This is a genomic window from Bacillus sp. BS1807G30 (assembly GCF_040047675.1).
Lineage (GTDB): Bacteria > Bacillota > Bacilli > Bacillales > Bacillaceae > Bacillus > Bacillus altitudinis.
The window spans coordinates 2,275,067-2,301,717 of record NZ_CP157353.1 but is presented as its reverse complement, the minus strand read 5'-3'; the positions used below and the strand labels follow the sequence as shown (position 1 = coordinate 2,301,717).

Genomic DNA, 26,651 nt, shown 5'->3' with positions numbered 1-26,651 from the left:
GATGGATGCATCATCAATTTTAAACATCGCAGCAGGAGCGTGCGATGATAAACGGGCAGAGGACATTATTGCCCTGAATATGCAAGGGATCTCACTTGTTGCAGATTATTTTCTCATTTGTCACGGGAATTCTGACAAACAAGTACAGGCCATTGCAAGAGAAGTGAAACACCTTGCAGAAGAAGGCGGCATCGAAGTTAAAAAGATGGAGGGCTTTGACGAAGCAAGATGGGTCTTGATTGATTTAGGAGATGTCATTGCTCATGTGTTCCACAAAGAGGAAAGAGGATACTATAACTTAGAGAAGCTTTGGGGAGATGCGCCGAGAGAAACGCTTTCGCTTGGCATTAACTCATGATTTATCAAGGGTTTGCAGGTGTGTATGATGAGCTCATGACACATGCCCCTTATGATGAATGGGTTCAGTGGATACAGCGGTATATCAAGCCAAATAGTGCGATTATCGATGTAGGTTGTGGAACTGGAGAGATCTCTCTTCGGTTAGCTGCAAAAGGCCACATGGTCACAGGAATTGACCTAAGTGAAGAGATGCTGGCATTTGCGCAGCAAAAAGCACAGGCTCATAAGCAGTCTATTCAATTTTTACATCAAGATATGAGAGAGCTTGAGGGGTTTGAACAAACTTTTCAAGCAGCGGTTATTTGCTGTGATTCTTTGAATTATCTAAAAAACGAAAATGACGTCAAAAAAACCTTTAAAAACATGTTTCAGCTTTTAGAGGCAGGTGGGGTTTTATTGTTTGATGTTCATACCCCTTATAAAATGGAAGAGGTATTTCCTGGCTCTACTTATGCCGATCAAGATGAAGAGATCAGCTATATTTGGCAGAGTGATCAAGGAGATCATCCATATTCGGTCATTCATGATTTAAGCTTTTTTGTAAAAGACGGAGACGTGTATGAGCGTTATGATGAAACGCACGAACAGCGTACATTTCCTTTTGAGACATATGCAGCGTTCCTTGAGTCCGCTGGTTTTGAACAGATTGAAGTGACCGCTGATTTTACAAATGAAGCACCTCAGGAATTGGCCGAAAGGTATTTTATTTCAGCGAAGAAACCAAAAACCATCGTTTAATGGACGATGGTTTTTTAAAACCCTTTTTTCGCTTGTTGCGAACATGTTTAATTTCTGAGATCATCAGTAAACACACTCGGCGGGTATTGATGCGCAACCGCTTCTACATCCTCATCGAACTTGTCATGAGTGTTCTGGAAAAGCTGATGGAACATATCTTGAACACCTGCTTCAAGTGCTTTAATACCCTCGCCGGTGACGCCGCCTTTTACACACACCTTCTCTTGCAGTGTAGGCAGGGTATACACCCTTTTTTCAATCAAACGGCCAAGTCCTACAAGCATATCTTCTGATAAGGTGGTGGCTTCTTCTTTTGAAATATCCGTTTCTTCAACAGCGGCTTCAATCATTTTCTGAACAAGAAAGCTAATAAAGGCAGGACCGCAGCTGACAATATCTGAGGCTGCCCGTGTGATTGAATGATGAATTTCGATTGGTGTTGAAATGCGGCAAGCGAGTTGTCTGAGCGCTGCTTTTGTCGTGACATTGCATGATGAACCAAATGTTAAAAGTGATGCGCCTGATAACGCGCGGTTGGTGATGCTTGGGATCAGTCTGGCTGTTTGACAAGGAACAATGTCTTGAAGCTGTTCAGGATGAACCGGACTTGTAATGATGACAATGGTTTGCTGTTCTTTTAAAAGTGGGCTCAGTCCTTTTAAAAGCGGATAAATATCAAGTGGTTTGACACAAACAAAGATGAAATCTTTATCTGTTACAGCTCCTGAAAGCTGTTTCGTCACTTCGACCTCTGGGTGATTCTTTTTTATATTGAACGCTTTTTCGATGGTCCGATTTGTAATGGTGATGGATGAGGGATTGACTGCTTTTGATTCAATAAATGCCTCAGTAAGTATGGTACCCATGTTTCCTGTACCGATTAACCCTATATTCAAACGTTCTCCCTCCTTAGACGCATAGGATCTGTTATCTTCTAAACAGTATGTGAAGCAGCGTGAAAATATGATTGAAAGAAGCGTGAACAAGTGAAGCAGCTCATTTCGTTGAAAAAATACAGTCTTTATCTGATAGCGGGAATCATTATCCTCGTCATCATCTGTTTCTTCTTTTTAGCAGGAAAAGAGAAAGGCAGCGCCGAGCCAGGTGTATTGAAAGAACAACATGAAACGCAAGTCACATTAGAAGAAAAACAAGAGAGTGCAGAAAAAGAGCCAACATCCATCGTAGTAGAGGTCAAAGGAGCTGTACGGAAGCCGGGCGTTTATGCATTTATGGCTGAGGACAGAGTTGAAGAAGCCATTAAAAGAGCAGGTGGTTTTACGAGCAAGGCAGATACAGTTGACATCAATCAAGCAGCAAAATTAGAGGATAGTATGATGATTTATGTACGAAAGAAGGGGGAGGCTGACAAGCAGGGACAAACAGCAGCGGCTGATACGCCGCCGGGAAATGAACAGAGTCAAGGGGTGAATGTCAATCAAGCTGATGCAGCGGAATTGCAGACCATTAACGGCATAGGCCCAGCCAAAGCGGAAGCCATCATTACGTATAGAGAAGAACATGGAGAATTTCAGCAAATTGAAGATTTGCGGAATATTTCGGGTTTTGGAGAGAAGACCATTGAACGGCTGAAAAATCAACTGACGGTCAAGTAGAATTGACGGTATAGAAGAAAGGCATGTACACTTAATACCAACCATCATTCTGGAGGGATCAGCTCGTGGAGAGAATTTCATGGAATCAATATTTTATGGCTCAAAGCCATTTGCTTGCCTTGCGAAGCACCTGTGAGCGGCTAGCTGTTGGGGCAACGATCGTAAGAGACAAGCGCATCATCGCAGGTGGATATAATGGATCCATTGCCGGCGACGTGCATTGTGCAGATGTAGGATGCTATGTGATAGATCATCACTGCGTTCGTACAATCCATGCGGAGATGAACGCTATTTTACAATGTGCCAAATTTGGTGCACCAACGGCTGATGCTGAAATATATGTGACGCATTTTCCTTGTTTGCAGTGCTGTAAAGCGATTATTCAAGCAGGTATTCGAACAGTGTATTATGCGAAGGATTATAAAAATCATCCATATGCTGTTGATTTATTCGAACAAGCCGGAGTTCAAACTGAACAGGTTGAACTAGATGAGATGATTATTGACTTAAAAAACCAAGAAAAATTAGCCTTTGTTGCGGATTTAATAGGCAAACTAAGTGAATCAGGACGTAGCGAAACAGAAATTCGTCAAATGCATGAAAAGGCGAATCAATTATTTACTTCCTATGTTTAAGTATTTGCCGTTCGGGGCGATTTCAGCAGCTGCTGGAATTGCTCTGGCCGCATATCATCTTCATTTGTATTTTCTCCTTTTTCTTCTTGTATTTCTTCTTTTCAGTCTGCTGAAAAAAACACCCCAGCTCTTTTTAATGGTCAGTTTGTGTGGAACGATCTATATGCTCATTTTTATGGTGCATCAGTTTTTTGAAACGGATCATCCCATACAAGAAAAAGTATTTTCTCATTCGGTTGTGATTGAAACGATTCCGAAAATAGATGGCAATCGCTTTTCAGCGACTGTTTCATCAGAGAATCGTCGACTAGCGGCATTTTATACGATTCAAACGGAGCGTGAAAAAGAAGCGTTAAAAGATGTTGAGCCAGGTATGAGCTGTCATATGACAGGTGAGGTTCGGTTACCTAAACATGCTACCATACCGAACGGGTTTCAATATGATCAATTTCTAAAAACAAAAGGTATTGATGCTATTTTCTTAACGCAGTCTATGAAAAGCTGCACGAAACATGACAGTCCTTCACATGACCTTTCATCTATTAGGCAGAAGGGGCTGAAATTTCTAGAAGATCATGTCCCGAAGAGTTCTGTTGGGATTGTGCAGGCACTTATTTTTGGCGATCGTGATTTAATAGACCCTGATACATTAAGAGATTATCAAATGCTTGGCATCATTCATTTATTAGCCATTTCAGGACTTCATGTTCAAACATTGCTCGCTTGTCTATTTTGGTGTCTACTCCGCGCTGGCGTGACAAGAGAGACAGCACGTATTCTTTTAATATCCTTTTTGCCGGTTTATGCTTGTTTAACAGGTGCTGCACCGTCTGTGTTAAGAGCCTGTCTCATGGCTGGAATTTATTTAGTCATCACAAGCCTGCCAAAAGAAATGAAACAGCCTTCTGCGGTCGTGTTAAGTGCAGCGTTCTTGGTTTTATTAGCTATTCAACCACTTTATATATTTGATGTCGGTTTTCAGCTGTCATTTGTAGTGACATTATTTATTTTGCTATCCACTAGTATTTTATCAAAAGCAAAAAGTTCGGTGATGCAGTTATTCCTCATTTCCTTGATTGCACAGCTTGCTTCGCTTCCTGTTCTTTTATATTATTTTCAGCAATTTTCCTTGCTGAGTGTTCCTTTAAATATGATGTTTGTTCCTTTTTATACAATGGTTGTCATGCCTCTGTCCTTATTCTTTTTTCTTTTATCTATCATTTATCTTCCGCTTGGACAAACACTGTTTCAGCTGCTTGATTGGGTGATCCAGTTTAGTCATCAATTGTCAGCACATATGGCTGCTTACGATGGTCTTACTCTGATTTTTATGAAATCGACATGGTGGCATGTTCTCCTAGAGGTTTCCTCCATTGTTTTTCTATTCATTGTGATGGAATGTAAAACTTCTATCAAATCTTATTTTGTGCCGATTTTGATTCTCATTTGTGTGCTGGCTGTACACTATTTCACGCCGAATTTTCTTCAAAAAGGAGAGGTCACGATGTTAGATATAGGACAAGGGGATAGTTTGTTTATTCAGCTACCTTATCGAACCGGGCATATATTAGTCGATACAGGAGGCAGACTTTCTTTTGAAGAAGAGCCATGGAAAAAAAGACGTAAAGTATCTACAATTGGGGATCAAACGCTTATTCCATTTCTGCATTCTAAAGGCATAGCAAAACTTGATGTCCTCATCCTTACCCATGCAGATCAAGATCATATGGGAGAAGCGATGCGGTTAATAAAGCGAAATAAAGTCAAACGTCTTGCAATCCCAAAAGGCTTTGCTCGAAATCCAGAGGATGCGCAGCTTTTAAAGGAAGCGGCTGATCAAAGGATTCCGATAGATGAGTTAGAAAGAGGGGATCAGCTGAGAATTGGAGGACAAAAATTTGACGTTCTGCATCCCTCAAGTGACCAGGTGACGAGTAAAAATAATGATTCACTGGTCCTCACCTTTACGCTTGGCGGCAAGCGTTTTATGCTGACTGGGGATCTTGAACAAGAAGGGGAACGAGACATCATTCAAGCTTACCCTGAGCTACGAGCGGATGTCTTGAAGGTTGGGCATCACGGGAGTAAAGGATCAACAAGTGAAGAATGGCTTCAGCATTTGAACCCGTCATATGCACTGATTTCAGTAGGTGAACGAAATCGGTATCACCATCCTCATCAAGAAGTTTTGAAAAAATTAAATGAGCATCAAACAAAGGTGTATCGTACAGATATCGATGGAAGTGTGACCTATGAATTTCTTGAAGAGGATGGAACATTTTACGCTCATCCTCCATATGATATCTTACAAAATCAATAAAAAAACTGCCAAAACGGCAGTCATCTTGCATTCATGTAGTTAAGATCCAACGAGGTGTATCACTGTTGCCAAAATAAACATTGAGGCGAAAAATCCGAATGTGACGATAAAACCAACAGCTGAGTCGGTCACATCATTCCGCTTGCTTTGAACATTCTTTTCAAATTCATTCATTTTCATCCCTCCTGGCTATTTTTAGTATACTTGAACTCATTTGGAATTGCTAGAAGGTAAAGTAACCGTTTTCCATTTTCATGATCATTTTGTGAATATCGTCTGACTGTAAGCTGACCCGGGAGCTTACGTGAGACGTTTACTATAAATGAGGAGGCGGCACTTTCAGCTTCCTCTTTACTAATGTCTCTACACACTTTAGGATAGAGGAGGAAGTGAAAGAGAGGGATTTAAGCGAATGGTCTTTGAGGTATGGAACAATTTAAAAAAAGGGGATATCCATCCCGTTTATTGCTTATATGGAAAAGAAACGTATTTACTTCAAGAGACAGCTGCAAAATTGAGACAAGCTGTCGTCGACGAAGAAACAAAGGATTTTAATTACTCTGTCTTCGATATGGAAGAGGTGCCGCTTGAGCAGGCTGTGACGGACGCAGAAACATTTCCGTTTATGGGAGAGCGGCGTCTCGTTGTGATCAAGAACCCTTATTTCCTCACTGCAGAAAAGAAAAAAGAAAAGATTGAGCATCAGCTTTCTGTGTTAGAAGCTTATTTAGAAAAGCCAGCACCCTATACGATTCTCGTGTTATTAGCGCCATATGAAAAACTGGACGAACGTAAGAAAATCACCAAATTGTTAAAAAAGAAAGCGGCTGTGGTTGAGGCGAAAGAGTTAAATCCGAAAGAAACAACGGATTTCACCATCACATTAGTGAAAACAGAAGGAAAAACAATTTCTGCTGAAGCTGCAGAACAGCTTGTCATGTTATGTGGCGGGAGCCTGTCCTCACTTTTTCAAGAGGTTCGAAAGCTAAGTACATATATTGGGCAGCGAGAGGAAATTGAGCTGGCGGATGTCAATCAGCTCGTTGCACGAAGTTTGGAGCAGAATATTTTCGAACTGATTAACCAAATCGTGAACAGGCGCCGGTCTGAAGCGATGCAAATGTTTTATGATCTCCTAAAGCAAAATGAGGAACCCATTAAAATATTGGCACTCATTTCAAATCAATTTCGGTTGATATTGCAGACAAAGTACTTTGCTCAACAGGGATACGGGCAAAAACAAATTGCGTCAAACCTGAAAGTCCACCCATTTCGGGTCAAACTCGCGATGGATCAGGCAAGACTGTTTTCAGAAGAAGAGCTCAAGTACATCGTCAAAGAGCTCTCTACGATTGATTATGAAATGAAAACGGGTAAAAAGGACAAGCAGCTATTATTAGAATTGTTCCTGCTTCGGTTATTAGGGGCTTGAACATAAAAAAACGACCTTCTCAAAAGAGGGTCGTTTTTGTTTAGATGTATAATTGCCAGTCTGTCCTTATGGCTGAGCCGTTCAGGACGGACGTACAGTTAAACAGGTGCCTCATCACTGAGGCGTTGCAAACATTATGCAGAAAGTCCGTTTACTTGTTTCGCAAGTCTTGATTTGTAACGCGCAGCTGCGTTTTTGTGTACAAGACCAGTTTTAACGGCTTTGTCAATGCGTTTTGCAGCAGAAGAAAGAGCAGCTTTTGCTTGCTCAGCATCGTTGTTAGCTACAGAAACTTCAACTTGTTTAATCGCAGTACGCATCGCAGACTTGATTGTTGCGTTGTGTGCACGGCGTTCGTTATTCGTTTTTGTACGTTTGATCGCTGATTTAATATTTGGCATGTGTTTCACCTCCTAAGATACAACCTAAACACAATTGTCTTAAGGTTAAATCTTCACAATAGAACAAATTGTATTCTATCAAACACACCTTTAGAATGCAATATAAATGTAAAGTATTTTTCATTGATGAAGCGCTCGAATGTTTCTTGAACGAGATGGAAAGACTACTGTTAATTACTTGATGGAAGGAGCCTTTTCATGAAGAAACAGAAACTCGATTTAAGCGCTTATCAAATCCGGACCGATTTGGCCGTTGAAACAAAAGAGATACTAGAACAAGAGAACGATCCGAATGTGGTCAAAAAGGACGGTATTCAAGGAATTGTTGAGAAGGAGAAGGAAGAGCACGGCATCCGCATCCGCACTGTGGAGATTACGACAGAAGGAGAAGAGCTGACCGGAAAAAAGGCAGGGACATACTTGACGCTTGAGGCGCAAGGAATTCGGGAGAAAGACTCTGAGATGCAAGAAAAAGTGGTCGAAGTTTTTGCCCATCATTTTGCTCAGTTTTTAAAAGATCACGGCATTCAGGCAGATGCAAGCTGTCTTGTCGTAGGACTCGGAAACTGGAATGTCACGCCTGATGCTTTAGGGCCGCTCACAGTTGAAAATTTGCTGGTGACACGCCACTTATTTGAATTACAGCCTGAGAATGTGCAGGAAGGCTATCGCCCGGTGTCTTCATTATCGCCTGGAGTCATGGGGCTGACTGGTATAGAAACAAGTGACATTATACAAGGTGTCATTGAACGATCTAAACCAGATTTTGTGATCGCCATCGATGCACTGGCTGCACGTGCAGTAGAACGGGTGAATACGACGATTCAAATTTCTGATACAGGTATACATCCAGGATCGGGTGTCGGAAATAAACGAAAAGAATTAAGCAAAGAGACCTTGGGGATTCCAGTCATTGCCATTGGTGTACCAACAGTGGTCGATGCAGTCACGATCGCAAGTGACACGATTGATTACGTGTTAAAGCATTTTGGTAGAGAACTGAAAGATGATAGACCTTCCCGATCTTTAGTACCAGCGGGTCTGACATTTGGGAAGAAAAAAGTGCTGAATGAAGAGGATTTGCCAGATGATGAAACGCGTCAATCCTTTTTAGGAATCGTCGGAACGCTTCCTGAAGAAGAAAAAAGACAGTTGATCCATGAAGTGCTTGCACCGCTTGGACAAAATCTAATGGTCACACCGAAAGAAGTGGATACATTCATTGATGACATGGCGAACGTACTCGCCAATGGGTTAAATACAGCACTTCATCAAAAAATCTCTCAAGACAACATGGGTTCTTATAATCATTAAACAGTTCTACTTTCTCTAGCTCGCTCATAGTGTAATTACTAGAAAGCGTGCTGGAGGGAGTAAATCATGAAAAAAAGACCTCGCCGTCCTCGACAGTTGGTCGTTGCGATTAATGGAACAAAAGTAGTGAAGAGTATTTTTTTGTTTATTGTCTCTCTGGTGGTTGTGTTTGTCATGTCAGGGGCTTTGACGTCTTTAAAACCTGAGCTTAGGCCTCAAGCATCATTATATGGTGTGGCAGATGAGCTGTCAGGGGCATTCTTTGCAACTCTAATGGGGATGGAAAATCAATATTTTGCTTCAGCAGTCCCTGAAGATCAAAAAGGATTTCATTTCTCCGGGCTGTCACTCAAACTTGCCACAAGTATCAATTTAGAAGACCCCCGCAGTTTTCTAGGAAGAGAGCTGCCAGGCTTTGAACATTTTGATACAAAAATCATCCTAGCAGGTGAAGGTACAGACTATACGAATATGCCAATGGAATCGCCGCCTCCAAGTGAAGTCATCAAAGATGAAAAAGAAGCAAATCTAGCTGAGCTGGACAAGCTTGATGAAGATGAACCGAAAACGCCTGCAAAAGAGCCGGACCAGTCGACAGGAAAACGAAAAGCTGTATACATTTATCACACACATAATACGGAATCATATTTACCATTTTTAAAAGGAGAAACAAACCCAAACAATGCGCGCCACTCAAAAGTGAACGTCACCCTTGTCGGGGAGATGTTTGGTAAAGCGCTCGATCAGCAAGGAATCGGCAACACAGTGGATAAAACAGAAATTGAAAAAAGACTGCTGAAAAAAGGATTGAAGTATCCTCAATCATATAATGAATCCAGATTGGTTGTAAAAGAAGCTCTCGCTAAAAATGATGACCTAGATTACTTAATCGATATTCATCGGGATTCAAGAAGAAAGAAAGATACGACAGTAGAAATCAAAGGCAAGAAATATGCGAGAATCGCTTTTGTTGTAGGGAAGAAAAATCAAAGCTATGAGAAAAACTTAAAGCTGGCGACAGAGTTCCACCATTTGATGGAGAAAAAATATAAAGGACTTAGTGTCGGTGTGTTTGCCAAAGGAGAAATTGGTGATAATGGAATCTATAATCAAGATTTATCTGACAAAGCCCTCCTATTAGAATTTGGCGGTGTGGATAATAATATGGAAGAACTGAAAAACGCATCCAATGCAGCAGCTGATGTGTTCAGTGAAATTTTCTGGGACGCAGAAAAGGTAGACGGCAAAGCAAAGGATGAGAAAAAACGGTCTTAAGGTGGTGGAGGACATGGGCTCATTTATCGGAAAAACCATTATTTTATCGCTCGTATTGCTATTCGGTGTCTTTTTAGGAATGCAGCAAGCCAATAATGGCATGCTGCAAATGAAAGGGTATCATGATCCGCAATTAAAAGGGGCCTTCACTGTCCAAACGAATGATGATCAAGAAAAAGAAGCTTCTATCCTCGGAACAGCTGTCACACAAAAAGACTTAGCAGAAAAGCAAAAGCAGCTAGAAGAAATGGAGAGCTTTAATGCCTTCTCTAAGGCCGGAAAAGCATTATCAGATGGTATGACACATGCAGCCCGTACACTTTATGATTGGGTGAATGGTAAATAAACTGTAGTAAGCATCATGTTGGATGTTATTTCATAAGATATCACACCTTTTCATGAAAGCCGCTAACCGATGAGCGGCTTTTCTTGATTTCGATTGAATCTTTACAGCCCTATTGATATAATCTAACCTAGCGCAACCCGCGTTTTATAGTAGGAGTGATAGATTGTGACAGATAAAGAAAAACGATTAGAACGGCAATCAAGAATTCGAAATTTCTCCATTATCGCCCATATTGACCATGGGAAATCCACATTGGCTGACCGTATTTTGGAAAAAACAGCGGCGATTACGCAACGAGAAATGAAAGAACAATTACTTGATTCCATGGACTTAGAGCGTGAACGCGGCATTACGATCAAATTAAACTCTGTCCAGCTGAAATATCAGGCGAAGGATGGAGAAGAATATATTATGCACCTGATTGATACACCAGGGCATGTCGACTTCACCTATGAGGTATCTCGAAGCCTAGCTGCCTGTGAAGGTGCAATTCTTGTGGTGGATGCAGCACAAGGCATTGAAGCACAGACACTAGCGAACGTTTATTTAGCTCTTGATAACAACTTAGAAATCCTGCCGATCATTAACAAAATTGATCTGCCGAGCGCAGAACCTGAACGTGTAAGACAAGAAATTGAAGATGTTATCGGGTTGGATGCATCTGAAGCTGTTCTCACCTCTGCTAAGGCGGGCATCGGGATCGAGGATATTTTAGAACAAATCGTCGAAAAGGTGCCGGCACCAGCTGGAGATCCAGAAGCACCACTTCAAGCCCTCATTTTTGATTCTCTCTACGATGCGTATCGTGGCGTCATTGCTTACATACGAATTGTCGAAGGAACCGTCAAACCGGGTCAAAAAATCAAGATGATGGCGACAGGCAAAGAATTTGAAGTGCTTGAAGTCGGCGTATTTACACCGAAAGCAATGCCAACAGACGAACTCACTGTTGGAGATGTTGGTTATTTAACAGCTGCTATTAAAAATGTTGGCGATACACGTGTAGGGGATACGATCACAAGTGCGGTAAACCCTGCGAAAGAAGCTCTGCCTGGATATAGAAAGCTGAACCCAATGGTGTACTGCGGCCTTTATCCAATTGACACAGCGAAATATAACGACTTGCGTGAAGCGTTAGAAAAGCTTGAATTAAATGATTCTTCACTTCAATATGAGGCAGAGACATCCCAAGCACTTGGCTTCGGCTTCCGCTGCGGCTTCCTTGGCATGCTTCATATGGAAATCATCCAAGAACGGATTGAACGTGAATTTAAAATCGACCTCATTACGACAGCGCCAAGTGTTATTTACGATGTGTATATGACAGACGGAGAAAAAATCGTTGTAGATAACCCATCCAATTTGCCTGATCCGCAAAAGATTGAGCGAATTGAAGAGCCATACGTGAAGGCAACAATGATGGTGCCAAATGATTATGTTGGTTCTGTGATGGAGCTTTGCCAAGGAAAGCGCGGCAATTTCATTGATATGCAATATCTTGATGCAAACCGCGTGAGCATTGTGTACGAAATTCCTCTGGCAGAGATCGTATACGAATTCTTTGATCAATTAAAGTCCAATACAAAAGGGTATGCATCCTTTGATTACGAGCTGATCGGCTACCGCCCATCCACTCTAGTGAAAATGGATATCATGCTCAATGGCGAAAAAATCGATGCACTTTCCTTTATTGTTCACCGTGACTATGCGTATGAACGTGGAAAGATCATTGTAGAAAAGCTGAAAGAACTGATTCCGCGCCAGCACTTTGAAGTACCAGTTCAGGCAGCGATCGGTCAAAAAATTGTGGCTCGGTCTACCATTAAAGCAATGCGCAAGAACGTACTAGCGAAGTGTTATGGTGGAGATATTTCCCGGAAAAGAAAGCTTCTTGAGAAGCAAAAAGAAGGGAAAAAGCGCATGAAGCAAGTGGGTTCTGTAGAAGTCCCACAAGAAGCATTTATGGCCGTGCTGAAAATGGACGACAGCACACCGAAAAAATAACATCCTCAAGGCAACCTGCTTTACAATGCTCGCCTTGACGTTTATAGTCGAAAACAAACGAAGAGGCCGCAGCGATAAACTGCGGCTCTTTACCTGTAAAGAAGGTGTCAATAATTGAAAGCAGCATACATTCACATTCCATTTTGTGAGCACATTTGTCACTATTGTGATTTTAATAAATTTTTCATTAAAACCCAGCCGGTCGATGAATACTTAGCCGCTCTTGAAAAAGAAATGCAGCACACGATCGATCAAAAAGGGGAGCAAGAACTAAAGACGATCTTTATTGGCGGGGGAACCCCGACATCACTCACAACCAGCCAGTTAGATCAGCTTATGGACAGTATTCACCGCGTATTAAAACCAACCAAAAACTTAATCGAGTTTGCAGTAGAAGCAAACCCAGACGAACTATCGCTTGAGAAATTGAATGTCTTAAAATCAGCAGGTGTTAATCGGCTGAGCTTTGGTGTTCAAACATTTGAAGATGACCTGCTCAAAAAAATCGGACGGGTTCATCAAAAGAAAGATGTTCTCACATCTTTCGAGCGAGCAAGAGCAGTTGGGTTTGACAACATTAGTCTTGATCTGATGTTTGGTTTGCCTCATCAAGAGAAGCATCATGTCATGCATTCACTAGAGACCGCTTTTTCATTAGGTGCAGAACATTATTCGGTTTATTCGCTGATTGTCGAGCCAAAGACGGTCTTTTACAATTTGATGCAAAAAGGGAAACTGCATTTACCACCGCAAGAACGTGAGGCTGAAATGTATGAGCTCGTCATGGATGAAATGGAGCGGCATGGACTCAAACAATATGAGATTAGCAATTACGCCAAACCAGGTTTTGAAAGCCAGCATAACCTCACCTATTGGAGCAACGAAGATTACTTTGGTTTTGGCGCAGGAGCGCACGGGTATGTAGATGGCGTCCGTAATGTGAACGCTGGACCAGTGAAGCATTACTTAGAGCTCATTGAACAAACAGGGTTTCCATATAAGGAAACGCATCAGGTGACAAAAGCAGAACAGATTGAAGAAGAAATGTTCTTAGGTTTGCGGAAAATTGAAGGCGTGAAAAGTGCTCACTTTCAAGCGAAATTTGGAGCATCACCAGAAGCACTCTTTCCCGCCATTCTTGAAGAATTAGCAGAAAAAGGTCTCATTGAACAGGATGAGATTGGCATTCGTTTAACAAGAAAAGGAAAATTGTTAGGGAATGAAGTATTTCAAGCGTTTCTCGGTGAGTTATAATTGACATTTTAATTTGAGTTTGGTAATTTTGTTTATACAATTAGCACTCGTTGAAAGAGAGTGCTAACAGGGGTGATGATGATGTTAACAAATCGTCAGCTTTTGATTCTACAAGTCATTATTAATGACTTTATTCGTTCGGCGCAGCCAGTTGGATCAAGGACTCTTTCCAAAAAAGAAGACATTACATTCAGCTCTGCGACGATTAGAAACGAAATGGCTGATTTGGAGGAACTCGGTTTTATTGAAAAGACCCATTCTTCATCAGGAAGAATTCCTTCCGAAAAAGGATATCGTTATTATGTAGATCATTTGCTCTCTCCGCGAAAACTGTCATCTAAAGAGCTTGTGCTCATCCAGTCAGTATTTCAGGAGAAAATTTTTGAGCTGGAAAAAACAGTTCAAAAATCGGCGGAAATTTTATCAGATCTCACAAACTACACATCGATTGTCCTTGGTCCAAAGCTAAGTGAAAATCGATTGAAGCAAATTCAGCTTGTCCCCGTCCAGCCTAATAAAGCAGTAGCGATTATGATTACAGACAGCGGGCATGTTGAAAACAAAACCATTACCTTCTCTGAGCATCTTGATGTCTCCGATATTGAGAAGCTGATGAATATTTTAAACAGCCGCTTAGCCGGAGTCCCGATGGATCAGCTGAAGGACAGGATGTATAAAGAAGTAGTGATGCTCCTTCGCACGCATTTAAAAGACTATGATCATATTTTAGATGCGCTTGGTAACACATTCACTTCAACACAAAATGAATCAAAACTTTTCTTTGGCGGGAAGATTAATATGTTGAACCAGCCAGAGTTTCATGACATTGACCGCATTCGTTCACTCATGATGCTGATTGAACAAAAGAATGATGTCATGCAGCTGTTTCATCCAAATCAGCAAGGAATCACCATTAAAATCGGTTCAGAAAACAATTTGGAAGCAATGGAGAACTGCAGTTTAATCACAGCAACTTATGCGATTGATCAAAAATCACTCGGCTCCATCGCTGTCATTGGTCCAACCCGTATGGATTACGGCAGAGTCGTTAGTCTTTTGCATCATGTATCAAAAGACTTGTCAAACGCACTTTCCAATTTGTATGATGAGTAGGGTGATAAAAGGTGGGGGCACAGCCCCTTCGTATAATTGAATCTTTTGAGGGAGGTGAACACAATGTCAGAAGAAAAACAGACACCTGAGCAAGCAGCAGAGGTTGAAGCACAAGAAGAAGCAGTTCAAGCAGAAACTGAGGAAGTAAAGCACGATGAACAGTCTGCCTTCCAAGAGAAGATTGATGAATTGCAGCAGCTTCTAGATGAAAAAGAAAACAAAATTCTGCGTGTTCAAGCAGATTTTGAAAACTATAAACGCCGTGCTCGAACTGAAGTGGAGACCGTGCAAAAATATCGTTCTCAACATGTTGTCAGCGACCTTCTCCCAGCTCTCGACAACTTTGAAAGAGCGCTTGGAATCGATCCAGACAATGAGCAGACGAAAAGTTTGTTAGAAGGTATGCAAATGGTTTACCGCCAGCTGGTAGAAGCGTTGAAAAATGAAGGCGTTGAACCAATTGAAGCTGTCGGCAAAGAGTTCGATCCAAACCTTCATCAAGCCGTCATGCAAGTTGAAGATGAAAACTACGATTCAAACATCGTTGTAGAAGAATTGCAAAAGGGCTATAAACTCAAAGACCGAGTTATTCGTCCATCAATGGTAAAAGTAAATCAATAACTACATAATGGGAGGTCATCGAATATGAGTAAAATCATTGGTATTGACTTAGGAACAACAAACTCATGTGTTGCAGTACTCGAAGGCGGCGAGCCAAAAGTTATTGCAAACGCTGAAGGAGCACGTACAACACCATCTGTTGTCGCTTTTAAAAATGGAGAGCGCCAAGTAGGTGAAGTAGCGAAACGTCAATCAATTACAAACCCGAACACCATCATGTCTGTTAAAAGACATATGGGTACAGATTATAAAGTAGAAGTTGAAGGCAAGAACTACACGCCGCAGGAAATCTCTGCAATTATTCTTCAACACCTTAAATCTTACGCTGAAGCTTATCTTGGCGAAGAAGTAACAAAAGCGGTTATTACAGTTCCTGCTTACTTCAACGATGCAGAGCGCCAAGCAACAAAAGATGCTGGTAAAATTGCTGGTCTTGAAGTAGAACGTATCATCAACGAACCAACAGCAGCTGCACTTGCTTATGGTTTAGATAAAACAGATGAAGATCAAACGATCCTTGTATATGACCTTGGTGGCGGTACATTTGACGTATCAGTCCTTGAGCTTGGAGACGGCGTCTTTGAAGTACGCTCAACTGCTGGGGACAACCGTCTAGGTGGAGACGATTTTGACCAAGTCATCATCGATCATCTAGTGGCTGAGTTCAAAAAAGAAAACGGCATTGATCTTTCTAAAGATAAAATGGCGCTTCAGCGTTTAAAAGATGCTGCTGAAAAAGCGAAAAAAGATCTTTCTGGTGTATCATCTACGCAAATTTCACTGCCATTTATTACAGCTGGAGAAGCAGGACCTCTTCACCTAGAGTTAACTTTAACTCGTGCTAAATTTGAAGAGCTTTCTTCTGAGCTTGTAGAGCGTACAATGACACCTGTACGTCAATCACTGAAAGATGCTGGTCTATCTGCTAGCGAGATTGATAAAGTCATCCTTGTTGGTGGATCAACTCGTATTCCTGCAGTACAAGAAGCAATCAAAAAAGAAACAGGTAAAGAGCCTCATAAAGGCGTAAACCCTGATGAAGTGGTTGCACTTGGTGCGGCAATTCAAGGTGGAGTTATCACAGGAGATGTCAAAGACGTTGTTCTTCTTGACGTCACACCACTTTCTTTAGGAATTGAAACAATGGGCGGCGTATTCACAAAGCTGATTGAACGTAATACAACCATTCCAACAAGTAAATCTCAAGTATTCTCAACGGCTGCTGACAACCAAACTGCTGTAGACATTCACGTCTTACAAGGTGAGCGTCCAATGGCAGCAGACAACAAAACATTAGGTCGTTTCCAATTGACTGATATCCCGCCAGCACCACGCGGCGTACCACAAATCGAAGTATCTTTTGATATCGATAAAAACGGTATTGTCAACGTACGTGCGAAAGATATGGGTACAGGCAAAGAGCAAAATATCACAATCAAATCTTCTTCAGGTCTTTCTGATGATGAGATCGAAAAAATGGTCAAAGAAGCAGAAGAAAATGCTGAAGCAGATGCAAAGAAAAAAGAAGAAATCGAAGTGCGCAATGAAGCTGATCAATTAGTGTTTACAACAGAAAAAACATTAAAAGATCTTGAAGGCAAAATCGATGAAGAGCAAGTGAAAAAAGCGAATGATGCAAAAGATGCGCTAAAAGCTGCGATCGAAAAAGGCGAGCTTGAAGACATCAAAGCGAAAAAAGATGAGCTACAAACAATCGTTCAAGAATTAACGACAAAGCTCTATGAAGAAGCTGCAAAACAAGCACAAGCTCAGCAAGAAGGCGCTGAAGGTGCTCAAAAAGCAGATGACAATGTAGTGGATGCAGAATACGAAGAAGTAAACGACGATCAAGAGAAAAAATAATCACCTTTACTTTTGAAAAAGACTGCTGAAACGTACTCGTCAGAAAGTCAAAGTCAGGATCTCTTGGCTTTGACTTTTTTCTTTTCAACGATGAAAAGGAATTGAAAAAGATCAATTTAAAATGATACAATCGTATTTATGTGAGAAAATCGGGAGTGTGAAGAGATGAGTAAGCGTGATTACTATGAAGTGCTTGGCGTGAGTAAGAGCGCCTCAAAGGACGAAATCAAAAAGGCATACCGCAAGCTTTCAAAAAAGTATCACCCTGATATTAATAAAGAAGCTGGCTCAGATGATAAATTCAAAGAAGTAAAAGAAGCCTATGAAACCCTTTCTGACGATCAAAAACGTTCACATTATGACCAGTTCGGTCACACCGATCCAAACCAAGGATTTGGTGGCGGCGGATTTGGCGGTGGAGGAGACTTTGGCGGCTTCGGCGGCTTTGATGACATCTTCTCTAGTATTTTTGGCGGCGGAGCCAGAAGAAGAGATCCAAATGCACCGCGTCAAGGAGCGGACCTTCAATATACAATGACCCTTTCATTTGAAGAAGCAGCATTTGGGAAAGAAGCAACGATCGAGATTCCCCGCGAGGAATCATGTGAAACGTGTCATGGATCAGGTGCAAAACCTGGAACACAGGCGAAGACATGCTCACATTGCGGCGGATCAGGTCAACTAAATGTCGAGCAATCCACACCATTTGGTAAAGTAGTCAACCGCAGAGTATGTAACTACTGTAGCGGAACTGGTAAACAAATTGAACATAAGTGTTCAACATGTGGTGGATCTGGTAAAGTGCGTAAGCGCAAGAAAATCAATGTGACGATCCCAGCAGGTGTGGACGATGGTCAGCAGCTTAGAGTATCTGGTCAAGGTGAACCAGGTGTAAATGGAGGACCTCCAGGCGATCTATTTGTTGTTTTCCATGTGAGGGCGCATGAATTCTTCGAACGAGATGGAGATGACATCTACTGCGAAATGCCGCTTACCTTTGCGCAGGCTGCACTAGGTGATGAAATTGAAGTGCCGACATTACATGGGAAAGTCAAATTAAAAGTTCCTGCGGGCACACAAACGGGTACGAAGTTTAGACTCAAAGGAAAAGGTGTAAAAAATGTACGCGGTTATGGTCAAGGCGATCAGCATATCGTTGTACGCGTCGTAACACCGACGAATTTAACTGAAAATCAAAAAGATATCATTAGAAAATTTGCTGAAGTGAGCGGAAATAAACCGGACGAACAAGAAATGAGCTTTTTCGATAAGGTGAAACGCGCATTTAAAGGCGAGTAAGACGGATAAGGAGTTGGTAGTATTGAAGTGGTCAGAAATTAGCGTCCATACAACAAATGAAGCGGTGGAACCGATCACCAATATTTTGCATGAAGCAGGTGCAAGTGGTGTCGTGATTGAGGACCCGCTTGATTTAGTCAAGGAACGTGAAAATGTATACGGTGAGATCTACCAGCTCGATCCGAATGATTATCCTGAGGAAGGGGTTATCGTCAAAGCCTACCTTCCGATGAATAGCTTTTTGATGGAAACGGTAGATGAGATCAAACAAGCCATCAACAATCTTCTTCTATATGATATTGACCTTGGACGAAATACACTGTCAATTTGTGAAGTAAACGAAGAAGAATGGGCGACTGCATGGAAGAAATACTATCATCCTGTGAAAATCTCTGAGAAATTTACCATCGTCCCAACATGGGAAGAGTACACACCCGTTCATTCTGATGAATTAATCATCGAAATGGACCCTGGAATGGCATTTGGAACCGGTACACATCCAACAACGGTTCTTTGCATTCAGGCGCTTGAGCGCTATGTGAAGGAAAATGACACGGTGATTGACGTTGGAACAGGATCTGGCATTTTAAGTGTTGCCGCTGCAATGCTCGGTGCAAAAGACATTCATGCATTTGATCTCGACACCGTTGCAGTGGAAAGTGCAAAGCAGAACATCGAATTAAATGGTGTGAGCGAGCAAGTAACGGTAAAACAAAACAATTTACTTGATGGGATTTCAGGTGAACGCGATGTGATTGTGGCCAACATCCTTGCAGAGGTCATCTTGCGCTTTACAGATCAAGCGTATGATCTATTGAAGAAAGACGGTTATTTTATTACATCAGGCATTATCGGACAAAAGAAATTACAAGTCAAAACTGCTTTAGAAGAAGCCGGTTTTGAGATTGTTGAAGTGCTGTCAATGGAAGATTGGGTCAGCATGATAGCGAAAAAATAAAGCGAGTAGGTGTCAGGACACGTATGCAACGATATTTTATCGACCTCACAAAAGAAGAAGTGACGGAAAAGGGAAACATCGTCATAAAGGGTGAAGATGTTCATCACCTTGCAAACGTCATGCGGATGAAAGCAGGAGAGGACATTCTTTGCTTAACGACAGACGGCTTTGAAGCGCTCAGTAAAATTGATACAATAACAAAAGAAGAAGTGATTTGTCACTTGGAAGGCTGGACGAATCAGAATCGAGAACTTCCGATCAAGGTGACGATTGCATGCGGTCTGCCAAAAGGGGATAAGCTTGAATGGATTATTCAAAAAGGCACCGAGCTTGGCGCAAGTGCTTTTATTCCGTTTCAAGCGGCTCGTTCGATTACAAAACTTGACCAAAAAAAGTCATTGAAAAAACGAGATCGCTGGGAAAAAATTGCGAAAGAAGCTGCCGAGCAGTCTTACCGGAATATCATTCCGTTCGTTCATCCAGTATCAACCTTTAAAGAGCTGATTCAACTGGCCGGTGAATTCGATAAATGTGTCGTTGCATACGAAGAATCATCGAAAGAAGGCGAGCAAAGCCGGTTTCAAACGGTGCTCCAACAGATGAAGGGCGGACAAACCTTATTAGTGGTTTTTGGTCCAGAAGGCGGTTTAGCTGAAAAGGAAATTGAAGAACTTGAAGCGCATGGTGCAGTCATTTGCGGGCTTGGACCACGCATTTTAAGAACAGAAACAGCTCCTCTTTACGCGCTTTCTGCTATATCTTATCAAACAGAGTTATTAAGAGGTGAATCATGATGGGAACAGTAGCGTTCCATACACTTGGCTGTAAGGTCAATCACTACGAAACAGAAGCCATCTGGCAGCTGTTTAAAGAAGCAGGCTATGAAAGAAAAGATTATGAATCAAAAGCAGACGTATATGTCATTAATACATGTACCGTCACCAATACAGGCGATAAAAAAAGCCGCCAAGTCATTAGAAGAGCCATTCGTCATAATCCGGATGGTGTCATTTGTGTAACAGGCTGTTACGCACAAACATCTCCGGCAGAAATCATGGCGATTCCTGGCGTTGATATTGTGGTTGGCACACAAGACAGGCATAAACTGCTTGGTTATATTGAAGAATACAGAAAAGAAAGACAGCCGATCAACGGAGTTGGCAATATCATGAAAGCACGGGTCTTTGAAGAACTAGATGTTCCTGCGTTTACTGACAGAACACGTGCTTCATTAAAAATCCAAGAAGGCTGTAACAATTTCTGTACATTCTGCATTATCCCTTGGGCTCGTGGATTACTGCGTTCTCGCGATCCAGAAGAAGTCATCAATCAAGCGCAGCAGCTTGTCGATGCCGGCTACAAAGAAATTGTATTAACAGGTATTCATACAGGTGGATACGGTGAAGATTTAAAGGATTATAACTTTGCTAAGCTTCTGAAAGAATTAGATGAACGTGTGGCGGGATTAAAACGAATCCGCATTTCATCCATTGAAGCAAGTCAAATTACAGACGAAGTGATTGAAGTGCTCGATCAGTCAGATAAAATTGTGAGACACTTGCACATTCCGCTTCAATCTGGCTCTAATACTGTACTGAAAAGAATGCGCCGTAAATACACAATGGAATTCTTTGCAGAGCGTTTAACGAAGCTCAAAAAAGCATTGCCAGGTCTTGCTGTCACTTCAGATGTGATCGTTGGATTCCCAGGAGAAACAGAAGAAGAATTTATGGAAACATACAATTTTGTCAAAGACCATCAATTCTCTGAGCTCCATGTGTTCCCTTACAGCAAACGGACAGGTACGCCTGCTGCAAGAATGGAAGATCAAGTAGATGAGAATGTGAAAAATGAACGAGTTCACCGCCTCATTGCTCTTTCTGATCAGCTTGCAAAAGAATATGCATCGGCATATGAAGGCGATGTCTTAGAGATTATTCCAGAAGAATTCTTCAAAGAACAAGACGGAACGCACAATCTGTATGTAGGATATACTGATAACTACATGAAGGTTGTATTTGAAGGAACAGAAGACATGATCGGCCGTTTGGTAAAAGTGAAGATTACGAAAGCAGGTTATCCATATAACGAAGGACAATTCGTCCGTATAAGTGATGACGTGCAGACGGATCAAGTGAGAATGACTTCATAATAGATGAAAAACCGGCAGCCATTAGGCAAGCCGGTTTCTTTTATGTTGACCGATTCGGAAGAAGGAACAAAATCAAGGCGTGAAAAGGGCGGATGAACGGGAAAAAGAGGAGAGAACTTGCAACATTAAACAGCAGACTAAAGTGAGCAATCTGCTGGGCAGGAGAGCTTGCGAGAAGCGCAACAAACTCTGTGATAAAGGCGAGAAAAGGAAGACATAAAAGAACACCTAGAACATTAAATACGACGTGTGCATACGCGGTTTGGCGTGCTGCATAACCGCCAGAGATAGCAGCCATCACGGCAGTAATACATGTCCCGATATTGGACCCTAAAACAAAGCTGATGCCTTCTTTTAGAGCGACAGTCCCTTCATTCATAAATCCCATCAAAATACCGATACATACGGAGCTTGAATGAACAATCGCCGTGAGCACTGTACCAGAGAGAAGAGCTGTCCAATCGGAGTGCTGCATCATTTCAAGGAAATGCAGTGTCTCTGGCTGACTGGTCATCATACCTGCAATTTTTGAAAAACCTTGAATGCAAAAAAAGATCATGCCAAGCCCAAATAAACTTTTTCCTGCATATCGAAAAGACTTCCTGCCCAAAATGATACATAAAAGACCAGCTGCAATCAGAACCCACATAAACACGTCCATCTTAATGGCAATAAATTCTGTCGTAAATGTTGAGCCGATATTCGTTCCAAGAATCATGGGTATGGATTTTTTAAACGTGAGAATGCCTGTACTCACAAAGCCGATAACGATGACCATAAACGCCGAACTGCTTTGAAGAATCCCTGTAAACACAATACTGACCAAGAATGCTTTGACTGGATGATCTGTAAAGAGAAGAAGAGATTTCTCAATACGAGACGACGTGAGCGCCATTAATCCTTTCCTAAGCAAACCCATTGCCCATAAAAAAATGAAAATAAGTGCACAAAAATAAATGATCGCCATCATAGAAAAGTCCTCCTCTTACCAATGAATATATGGACTTGTCTACCTGCTCATGACGAAAATATATTTCCAAATCACTTAGTTGACCTCAACCTAGGCTTATATTATAATGTCTAGGTACATGTTTTGCATGTATATCTTTTTTTAATGCAGTCGATTGGTGTATTCGGAGGGAGGGAAAGAGAATGTCAAAAACGGTCGTTAGAAAAAACGAATCGCTTGAAGATGCTCTTCGTCGCTTTAAACGCAGTGTATCCAAAACTGGAACATTGCAAGAAGCAAGAAAGCGTGAATTTTATGAAAAGCCTAGCGTAAAGCGTAAGAAAAAGTCTGAAGCTGCTAGAAAACGTAAATTCTAAAGAGGGTGGATTTTATGAGTCTTCTTGAGCAATTAAATTCTGATATGAAGCTTTTTATGAAAAACCGAGAGAAAGACAAGCTTATTGTCATTCGTATGGTAAAGGCTTCACTGCAAAATGAAGCAATAAAGCTTAAGAAAGACAGTTTGACCGGAGATGAGGAACTAACCGTCCTTTCCCGCGAGATTAAGCAACGTAAAGACTCCCTCCATGAATTTTCGAAAGCTAATCGCTTAGATTTAGTAGATAAAGTTCAAAAAGAGATTGACATTTTAGACGTTTATTTACCTGAACAGCTTTCTGAAGAAGAACTGCAGGCGGTTGTGAAAGAAACAATCGCCGAAACCGGTGCTTCATCGAAAGCTGATATGGGTAAAGTGATGAGCGCTATTATGCCAAAAGTAAAAGGTAAAGCTGATGGTGCTGTGATTAACAGACTTGTCAGCGAGCAACTGTCTCAATAAAAAAGTATCCTTCTCATGTTAGAAGGGTACTTTTTTTATGCCTCCATAAACCTGTCATATAAAAATGAAACCTATGATACATTTGTAACGTATGTAAAGGAACGGTAAAATGAAAGAAAGAGAGGGGGGATCACCAAATAGATGAAAAAAATGAAAATTTCTATTGCTCTCTTCAGTTGTTTTATAATATGCTTGTTATTAGGGGTTCAATTGACCGCGAAATCAGCAGATCAGAAAGTTCATGTTATCCCAATTGAAGATACAGTAGAAAAAGGACTTTCTAAATTCATTGAACGATCATTTGAGCAGGCAAAGTCGGAACGGGCGAAGCACATCATTCTCGACATCAATACACCAGGTGGTGCAGTCGATGCGGCGCTTGAAATAGCCGATACCATTCGTGCATCCGACATCCCAGTGACAGCGTTTGTGAATCATAGAGCGCTTTCAGCCGGGGCATTCATTGCCCTAAATGCCGATCAAATTTATATGACCCCAAACGGAAAGATGGGGGCTGCTGCGATCATTGACGGTGAAGGCAACGCTGCCGATCAAAAATCTGAATCTCTATGGCTTGCTGAAATGAGTGACGCTGCTGAAAAGCAGGGGCGTGATCCAAAATATGCTCTTGCGATGGCAGATGTAGATATAGACGCAAAAGAAGCTGGTGCACCAAAAGGAGAATTGCTGACCTTTAACACAGATCGGGCGCTTCAGTTCGGTTATGCAGAAGGAGAAGCGAAAAATATGGATGACTTGCTTCAGAAGCTGAACTTAGCAGATGCTTCTGTTCAATACGATGAAGTGAGCTTTGCTGAAAAGGTTGCGCGTTTTCTCACGCATCCGATCGTCATTCCTATCCTTTTATCCATCGCGAGCTTAGGGTTAATTGTTGAATTATATTCTCCCGGCTTTGGGGTCCCAGGTACCATGGGAGTCACAGCGCTTCTTCTATTCTTTTATGGTCATCTCGTGGCAGGTTTTGCAGGATATGAGACATTGTTCCTGTTTTTGGCAGGGATTGTGTTGATCATTCTGGAATTATTTTTGCCAGGGGGAATCGTGGGTGTCATTGGACTAATCTGTGTCGTTGTCAGCTTATTTTTAGCAGCTGGAAGCTTTACAGAAATGGCGATTTCCATCTTGATTGCCACTGCTGTTTCAATCATAGCAGTTATTTTATTGACAAAGGTGTTGGGGAAACGTATGAAATTTTTTAAAAAGTTCATTTTAACCGATTCAACCAATAAAGAAAGTGGTTATGTCTCAAATGAAACAAGAGATGATCTTGTAGGACAAATCGCAGTGACAGCAACAGCACTTCGTCCATCTGGTACGATTGTATTCGGAGACGAGCGCATTGATGTTGTGTCAGAAGGTGCTTTTATCGATAAGGATGAACAAGTAAAAATTGTGAAAGCGGAAGGCTCACGCATTGTCGTGAGGAAAGTATAGATATACTGATTTTATAGGAGGAATAAAATGGATCCATCTACTTTACTATTATTTGTGATTATCGCAGCAGGTTTGATCGTTCTATCGATCTTCTTCACCTTTGTACCGGTGATGCTGTGGATTTCTGCCTTAGCGGCTGGCGTAAGAGTGAGCATTTTTACACTTGTAGGAATGAGACTTCGCCGAGTGATTCCAAACCGAGTGGTCAACCCGCTCATCAAAGCGCATAAAGCAGGTCTTGATGCGACGATTAACCAATTAGAAAGCCACTATCTTGCAGGTGGTAACGTAGACCGCGTTGTCAACGCACTGATCGCAGCTCAGCGTGCGAATATCGAATTGAATTTTGCTCGCTGTGCGGCAATCGATCTAGCAGGACGTGACGTACTTGAAGCTGTCCAAATGAGTGTAAACCCTAAAGTCATTGAAACACCATTTATCTCAGGTGTTGCGATGGACGGGATTGAAGTAAAAGCAAAAGCACGTATTACAGTTCGTGCAAACATTGACAGACTTGTCGGTGGTGCAGGGGAAGAAACGATCATTGCTCGTGTAGGTGAAGGGATTGTCTCTACAATCGGTTCATCAGATAATCATAAAAAGGTTCTTGAAAATCCTGATATGATTTCTCAAACGGTTCTTGGTAAAGGATTAGATTCAGGTACAGCATTTGAAATTCTCTCGATTGATATCGCAGATGTTGATATCGGTAAGAACATCGGGGCAATCCTGCAGACAGACCAAGCAGAAGCCGACAAAAACATTGCACAGGCGAAAGCAGAAGAACGCCGCGCGATGGCTGTTGCACAAGAACAAGAAATGCGTGCGAGAGTTGAAGAAATGCGCGCGAAAGTAGTAGAAGCAGAGGCTGAAGTACCACTTGCAATGGCCGAAGCACTACGTGAAGGTAATATTGGAGTTATGGACTACATGAACATTAAGAATATCGATGCTGATACGGATATGAGAGATTCATTTGGCAAAATGACAAAAGGTCCATCTGATAATGAAAACAAATAAGCATCCTCTCACGCTTTAAGGAGGGAGCCCATTGGACATTCTATTTGAAAATCCGTTACTAATAGCGATTATCATCGGTATTATCTCTGCGGTCTTTGGGAAAATCGGCAAACAAGAGGAGAAGGAACAAAATAACCGGCAGCAAAAGCCGGCTCCTCAAAAGAAGGCAGAACAAACACGACCAGCCCCGGTCAAAACAGACCAGTTGGACGATTTTGGCGATGTACATGATCATGGCGGGATGAAGAAACAAGGTTCACAGTCCTTACAGGATCGTTATACCGCTACACTTGCCGAAATGGAAGAAAGAAAAAGCGAGCTGAATAAAGAGTTTCAATCGCTTGAAAGACAGCTTACTAGGCCAAAGGCAGCATCTGCTGAAATGAAGCCGAAAATCATTGAGAAGCTCAACCAAGATACGGTCGTTCAAGGGATGATCCTTGGTGAAGTATTTGGAGAGCCTCGTGCGAAAAAGCCGCATCGAACGATGAAACGACCATATAAAAGATAAAGAAGAAAGTCCCCTTATTCTTAAGGGGGCTTTTTTGTTGCGTAATGGAGATTTTTCTTAGTCAAAATGATGAAACGGCTGTTTTACGGGATTCATTAGCATGATATGAACCGCTGAGGAATAGGATGATATAGAGGCTTTCTCATCAGTCTCACCATCTTTCAGTTTGATCTC

General features: G+C 41.7%; 27 protein-coding genes. 23 read left to right on the top strand and 4 right to left on the bottom strand.

All coding sequences use genetic code 11. The features are described 5' to 3' along the window. Window position 1 precedes the first annotated feature (1 nt). Together rsfS and ABG082_RS11855 are read left to right on the top strand one after the other, a co-directional pair. Window positions 2–358: a ribosome silencing factor gene (rsfS, locus tag ABG082_RS11860; RefSeq protein ID WP_008342502.1), complete on the top strand. Its 357-nt coding sequence runs from the start codon at window positions 2–4 to the stop codon at window positions 356–358. Continuing rightward, on the top strand, window positions 355–1,098 hold the full coding sequence (locus ABG082_RS11855) for a class I SAM-dependent methyltransferase (RefSeq protein ID WP_017367636.1): 744 nt from the start codon (window positions 355–357) through the stop codon (window positions 1,096–1,098). The genes rsfS and ABG082_RS11855 overlap by 4 nt, the downstream gene beginning before the upstream one ends. Before the next feature lie 47 nt (window positions 1,099–1,145). Here the strand turns inward: ABG082_RS11855 and comER are convergent, their stop codons facing one another. Beyond that, window positions 1,146–1,994 (bottom strand): late competence protein ComER, encoded by an 849-nt coding sequence (comER, locus tag ABG082_RS11850; RefSeq protein WP_017367635.1) that lies wholly within the window; start codon window positions 1,992–1,994, stop codon window positions 1,146–1,148. Between the two features lie 90 nt (window positions 1,995–2,084). Here comER and ABG082_RS11845 point away from each other — a divergent pair, with 90 nt between their 5' ends. The 3 genes from ABG082_RS11845 to ABG082_RS11835 all read left to right on the top strand — a co-directional run bounded on the left by ABG082_RS11845 (window position 2,085) and on the right by ABG082_RS11835 (window position 5,669). After that, window positions 2,085–2,714: a helix-hairpin-helix domain-containing protein gene (locus ABG082_RS11845; RefSeq protein WP_348936120.1), complete on the top strand. Its 630-nt coding sequence runs from the start codon at window positions 2,085–2,087 to the stop codon at window positions 2,712–2,714. A gap of 65 nt (window positions 2,715–2,779) precedes the next feature. Further along, window positions 2,780–3,349, top strand: a complete 570-nt coding sequence (locus ABG082_RS11840; RefSeq protein WP_008342495.1) for a ComE operon protein 2 — start codon at window positions 2,780–2,782, stop codon at window positions 3,347–3,349. Continuing rightward, on the top strand, window positions 3,342–5,669 hold the full coding sequence (locus tag ABG082_RS11835) for a DNA internalization-related competence protein ComEC/Rec2 (RefSeq protein WP_348936824.1): 2,328 nt from the start codon (window positions 3,342–3,344) through the stop codon (window positions 5,667–5,669). Before ABG082_RS11840 ends, ABG082_RS11835 begins: the two co-directional genes overlap by 8 nt. Window positions 5,670–5,708: 39 nt before the next feature. Here the strand turns inward: ABG082_RS11835 and ABG082_RS11830 are convergent, their stop codons facing one another. After that, window positions 5,709–5,843: a YqzM family protein gene (locus ABG082_RS11830; protein ID WP_008342491.1), complete on the bottom strand. Its 135-nt coding sequence runs from the start codon at window positions 5,841–5,843 to the stop codon at window positions 5,709–5,711. A gap of 238 nt (window positions 5,844–6,081) precedes the next feature. Between ABG082_RS11830 and holA the strand changes: the two genes are divergently transcribed. Continuing rightward, window positions 6,082–7,101, top strand: a complete 1,020-nt coding sequence (gene holA / locus ABG082_RS11825) for a DNA polymerase III subunit delta (RefSeq protein WP_017358025.1) — start codon at window positions 6,082–6,084, stop codon at window positions 7,099–7,101. A 134-nt stretch (window positions 7,102–7,235) separates the two neighbouring features. Here the strand turns inward: holA and rpsT are convergent, their stop codons facing one another. Then, entirely contained in the window at window positions 7,236–7,502 is a 267-nt protein-coding gene (gene rpsT, locus ABG082_RS11820) for a 30S ribosomal protein S20 (protein ID WP_008342485.1), read from the bottom strand. Between the two features lie 198 nt (window positions 7,503–7,700). Between rpsT and gpr the strand changes: the two genes are divergently transcribed. The 12 genes from gpr (at window position 7,701) to mtaB (ending at window position 21,701) form a co-directional block, all read left to right on the top strand. After that, window positions 7,701–8,816, top strand: a complete 1,116-nt coding sequence (gpr, locus tag ABG082_RS11815; RefSeq protein ID WP_008342483.1) for a GPR endopeptidase — start codon at window positions 7,701–7,703, stop codon at window positions 8,814–8,816. Between the two features lie 66 nt (window positions 8,817–8,882). Continuing rightward, window positions 8,883–10,091, top strand: coding sequence for a stage II sporulation protein P (locus ABG082_RS11810; RefSeq protein WP_007501337.1), 1,209 nt, complete (start codon window positions 8,883–8,885; stop codon window positions 10,089–10,091). A 13-nt stretch (window positions 10,092–10,104) separates the two neighbouring features. Next, the gene (locus ABG082_RS11805; protein ID WP_017358024.1) at window positions 10,105–10,437 is read left to right on the top strand and encodes a YqxA family protein; all 333 of its coding nucleotides are present in this window, start codon (window positions 10,105–10,107) and stop codon (window positions 10,435–10,437) included. Window positions 10,438–10,602: 165 nt separating this feature from the next. Next, entirely contained in the window at window positions 10,603–12,441 is a 1,839-nt protein-coding gene (lepA, locus tag ABG082_RS11800; protein WP_008342476.1) for a translation elongation factor 4, read from the top strand. A 114-nt stretch (window positions 12,442–12,555) separates the two neighbouring features. Further along, a complete protein-coding gene (gene hemW, locus ABG082_RS11795) occupies window positions 12,556–13,695 on the top strand; it encodes a radical SAM family heme chaperone HemW (protein WP_035390855.1) in 1,140 nt (379 codons plus the stop codon). A gap of 81 nt (window positions 13,696–13,776) precedes the next feature. Further along, the gene (hrcA, locus tag ABG082_RS11790; protein ID WP_008342473.1) at window positions 13,777–14,808 is read left to right on the top strand and encodes a heat-inducible transcriptional repressor HrcA; all 1,032 of its coding nucleotides are present in this window, start codon (window positions 13,777–13,779) and stop codon (window positions 14,806–14,808) included. Window positions 14,809–14,871: 63 nt separating this feature from the next. Next, window positions 14,872–15,429, top strand: coding sequence for a nucleotide exchange factor GrpE (grpE, locus tag ABG082_RS11785; RefSeq protein WP_008342471.1), 558 nt, complete (start codon window positions 14,872–14,874; stop codon window positions 15,427–15,429). Window positions 15,430–15,453: 24 nt separating this feature from the next. Further along, a complete protein-coding gene (gene dnaK / locus ABG082_RS11780; RefSeq protein ID WP_076822238.1) occupies window positions 15,454–17,292 on the top strand; it encodes a molecular chaperone DnaK in 1,839 nt (612 codons plus the stop codon). A 165-nt stretch (window positions 17,293–17,457) separates the two neighbouring features. Further along, window positions 17,458–18,591, top strand: a complete 1,134-nt coding sequence (gene dnaJ, locus ABG082_RS11775; RefSeq protein ID WP_008342467.1) for a molecular chaperone DnaJ — start codon at window positions 17,458–17,460, stop codon at window positions 18,589–18,591. A 22-nt stretch (window positions 18,592–18,613) separates the two neighbouring features. Further along, the gene (prmA, locus tag ABG082_RS11770; protein WP_348936119.1) at window positions 18,614–19,549 is read left to right on the top strand and encodes a 50S ribosomal protein L11 methyltransferase; all 936 of its coding nucleotides are present in this window, start codon (window positions 18,614–18,616) and stop codon (window positions 19,547–19,549) included. Between the two features lie 23 nt (window positions 19,550–19,572). Continuing rightward, window positions 19,573–20,343, top strand: a complete 771-nt coding sequence (locus tag ABG082_RS11765; protein WP_348936118.1) for a 16S rRNA (uracil(1498)-N(3))-methyltransferase — start codon at window positions 19,573–19,575, stop codon at window positions 20,341–20,343. Further along, on the top strand, window positions 20,343–21,701 hold the full coding sequence (gene mtaB / locus ABG082_RS11760) for a tRNA (N(6)-L-threonylcarbamoyladenosine(37)-C(2))-methylthiotransferase MtaB (RefSeq protein WP_348936823.1): 1,359 nt from the start codon (window positions 20,343–20,345) through the stop codon (window positions 21,699–21,701). Before ABG082_RS11765 ends, mtaB begins: the two co-directional genes overlap by 1 nt. Window positions 21,702–21,741: 40 nt before the next feature. Here the strand turns inward: mtaB and ABG082_RS11755 are convergent, their stop codons facing one another. Then, window positions 21,742–22,671, bottom strand: a complete 930-nt coding sequence (locus ABG082_RS11755; RefSeq protein ID WP_041091325.1) for a Na/Pi symporter — start codon at window positions 22,669–22,671, stop codon at window positions 21,742–21,744. A gap of 182 nt (window positions 22,672–22,853) precedes the next feature. Here ABG082_RS11755 and rpsU point away from each other — a divergent pair, with 182 nt between their 5' ends. The 5 genes from rpsU (at window position 22,854) to ABG082_RS11730 (ending at window position 26,477) form a co-directional block, all read left to right on the top strand. Continuing rightward, window positions 22,854–23,027, top strand: a complete 174-nt coding sequence (rpsU, locus tag ABG082_RS11750) for a 30S ribosomal protein S21 (RefSeq protein WP_003152957.1) — start codon at window positions 22,854–22,856, stop codon at window positions 23,025–23,027. A gap of 14 nt (window positions 23,028–23,041) precedes the next feature. Further along, window positions 23,042–23,491 (top strand): GatB/YqeY domain-containing protein, encoded by a 450-nt coding sequence (locus ABG082_RS11745; RefSeq protein WP_007501319.1) that lies wholly within the window; start codon window positions 23,042–23,044, stop codon window positions 23,489–23,491. 141 nt (window positions 23,492–23,632) lie between these two features. Beyond that, a complete protein-coding gene (locus tag ABG082_RS11740; protein ID WP_007501318.1) occupies window positions 23,633–24,946 on the top strand; it encodes a nodulation protein NfeD in 1,314 nt (437 codons plus the stop codon). A 27-nt stretch (window positions 24,947–24,973) separates the two neighbouring features. Then, a complete protein-coding gene (gene floA / locus ABG082_RS11735) occupies window positions 24,974–25,966 on the top strand; it encodes a flotillin-like protein FloA (protein ID WP_007501317.1) in 993 nt (330 codons plus the stop codon). 31 nt (window positions 25,967–25,997) lie between these two features. Continuing rightward, a complete protein-coding gene (locus ABG082_RS11730; RefSeq protein ID WP_017358016.1) occupies window positions 25,998–26,477 on the top strand; it encodes a hypothetical protein in 480 nt (159 codons plus the stop codon). Window positions 26,478–26,651 lie beyond the last annotated feature (174 nt).